Source organism: Thermomonospora echinospora (assembly GCF_900108175.1).
GTDB classification, from domain to species: domain Bacteria; phylum Actinomycetota; class Actinomycetes; order Streptosporangiales; family Streptosporangiaceae; genus Thermomonospora; species Thermomonospora echinospora.
Genome location: NZ_FNVO01000059.1, coordinates 1 through 2,043 on the forward strand (window position 1 = coordinate 1; position 2,043 = coordinate 2,043).

The window sequence follows — 2,043 nt, forward strand, 5'->3', positions numbered from 1 at the left end:
ACGCGTCGAGGGGGTCGCTGGTGCCGGTGATGGTGCGCAACAGGCGGGCGGCCAGCGGCCGGTAGACGGCGTGCTGCTCGCAGGTGAGGACCACGTCGTCGGTGGCGGGGGTGGCGGCGATGGCGTCGGCCAGGGCGCGCTCGGCGTCGTCCAGCTCGACATCGAGGAGGCCGGTCAGGCGGCGGGCGTGGTCGGCCAGCCGGGCGGCGGGATCCTCGCCGCCGATGATGCCGTGGGCGTCCAGGACCTGGCCGGCGGCGTCGGCGACGTCCGGGTCGCCGGCGGCCAGGGCGCCGGGTAGCCGGGCCAGCACCGCGGCGTCGGCGGCGGGCAGGTAGATGATGCGCAGCGGCATCCGCTCGGTCATCCGCCCGGCGGCGATGCCCCAGGCGTTGCCGGGCTCGGCGGGCGAGCGCAGCGTGCCGAGCCCGGCAGCCGCGGCGCGCTGCCCGGTGACGGCCAGGACGGCCGGCAGGGTCCGCTGCAGCGCCTCCAGGGCGGCGCCGCCGGCGATCGGGGCGGGCAGCCGCATCGGCGGCAGGTCCTGGCGCGGTGGGTCGCTCTCCCAGCCGCGCAGCGTGGCCAGGGTCTCCTCCAGCGTCTCCCAGGTCGGGGCGTCCTCGCCGAGGTCGGGGACGATCACCTGGACGGTGCCGGGGTGGGTGGTGACGGCGGCCAGGCCGCCGGTGGTGTGCTCGTTCATCGGGTCGGCTCCTTCGTGGTGGGGGACGGTGCCGGTCAGGGGTCGATCCGGTCGAGGACGGTCTCGGCGATCTCGGCCCACCGGCGCCGCTGTTCGACCTCGGCTCCCGCGGCCAGGTCGTCTCCGGCGGCGACATCGGCGGCGACCTGGTCGGCCTCGCCGCGCTGCCGGTGGGCGAACTCACGCAGCGCCTCGGCGACGACGAACGCGGTGTCGGCGTCGTCCAGGTCGGGCGCCAGCCCCGCCGCGACGGCGGCCTCCAGCCAGTTGCGGGCCTCCGGCAGCGCCATGGTGCGCTCTTCCTCGGTCAGCTCCTCCCAGGCCGGGTGGAGCATGCCGCGGTGGGCGAGCTGCTGGCGGGCGCGGGCCAGCGCCAGCACGCGCGGGTCGGTGGTGGCGATGCTGACAGGGCTGATGGGGCTGACAGGCGTGCTCATGCGGTTTCTCCTCGTGCGGCGGTGTCGGAGAGGGCGGGCGCCTCGATGGCGCGGGGGCGGCCCTTGGCCTCGGGGACGTACTTGTAGAGCGTGGAGCGGGAGACACCCAGCAGCCGGGCGATCGACGAAATCGATTCCTCCGGGCGGGCCAGCAGCGCGCGGGCCTGGCGGACCTGGTCGGGCGTCAGCGCCGGGGGCCGGCCCAGGCGCTGCCCGCGGGCGCGGGCGGCGTCCAGGCCCTCGCGGGTGCCCTGCACGATCAGCTCACGAATGAACTCCGCCAGCGCCGCGAACACATGGAAGACCAGGCGCCCGCCGGGCGTGGTGGTGTCCAGCGCCTCGTGCAGCGACCTGAACCCGATGCCGCGCCTGCGCAGCCCCGCCACGATCGCGATCAGGTCCTGCAGCGACCGGCCCAACCGGTCCAGCGACGGCACCACCAGGGTGTCGCCGGGCCGCATGTAGTCCAGCGCCTTCCACAGCTCCTCGCGCTCGACGTTCTTGCCGGACTTCTTGTCGGCGAAGATCCGCGCGCACCCGGCCGCCTCCAGCGCGGTGATCTGGCGGTCCAGGCGCTGCCCGCCGGTCGACACCCGCGCATACCCGATCAGCGCACCGGTCAGCGCGGGCTCAGGGGCCAGCGGGTCCTCGCCGAGCGAGCCGTCCAGCAGCGGACCGGCCGGCAGCGCGGCGTCCTTCGTCATGTGGTTCCCTCCATAGCCACGACTGTACAAAAAAGGGTGTCGAGAGAGTAGATGAACAGACGAACTTTCCAACACGTTTTTTCGACAGCCCTGGGCGGGGGTCGAGCCGCGTAGAGGACTTCGGACGGCAGGTGTTGAGAAACGATCGTTTCCCGACGTCTGTCGATGAGGACCGGCACCACCCGCCCGGGGCGCATCT

3 protein-coding genes are annotated in these 2,043 nt (G+C 74.2%); all 3 read right to left on the minus strand.

Features of this window, described 5'->3' with window-relative positions; genetic code table 11:
* Positions 1 to 703: hypothetical protein (locus C4U03_RS40935; RefSeq protein ID WP_160147267.1), on the minus strand; the 703-nt coding region annotated here is incomplete at its 3' end.
* A 35-nt stretch (positions 704 to 738) separates the two neighbouring features.
* Complete coding sequence (locus C4U03_RS39610) at positions 739 to 1,140, minus strand: hypothetical protein (protein ID WP_103945020.1); 402 nt, start codon at positions 1,138 to 1,140, stop codon at positions 739 to 741.
* A complete protein-coding gene (locus tag C4U03_RS39615) occupies positions 1,137 to 1,844 on the minus strand; it encodes a recombinase family protein (protein WP_103945022.1) in 708 nt (235 codons plus the stop codon). Before C4U03_RS39615 ends, C4U03_RS39610 begins: the two co-directional genes overlap by 4 nt.
* Positions 1,845 to 2,043 lie beyond the last annotated feature (199 nt).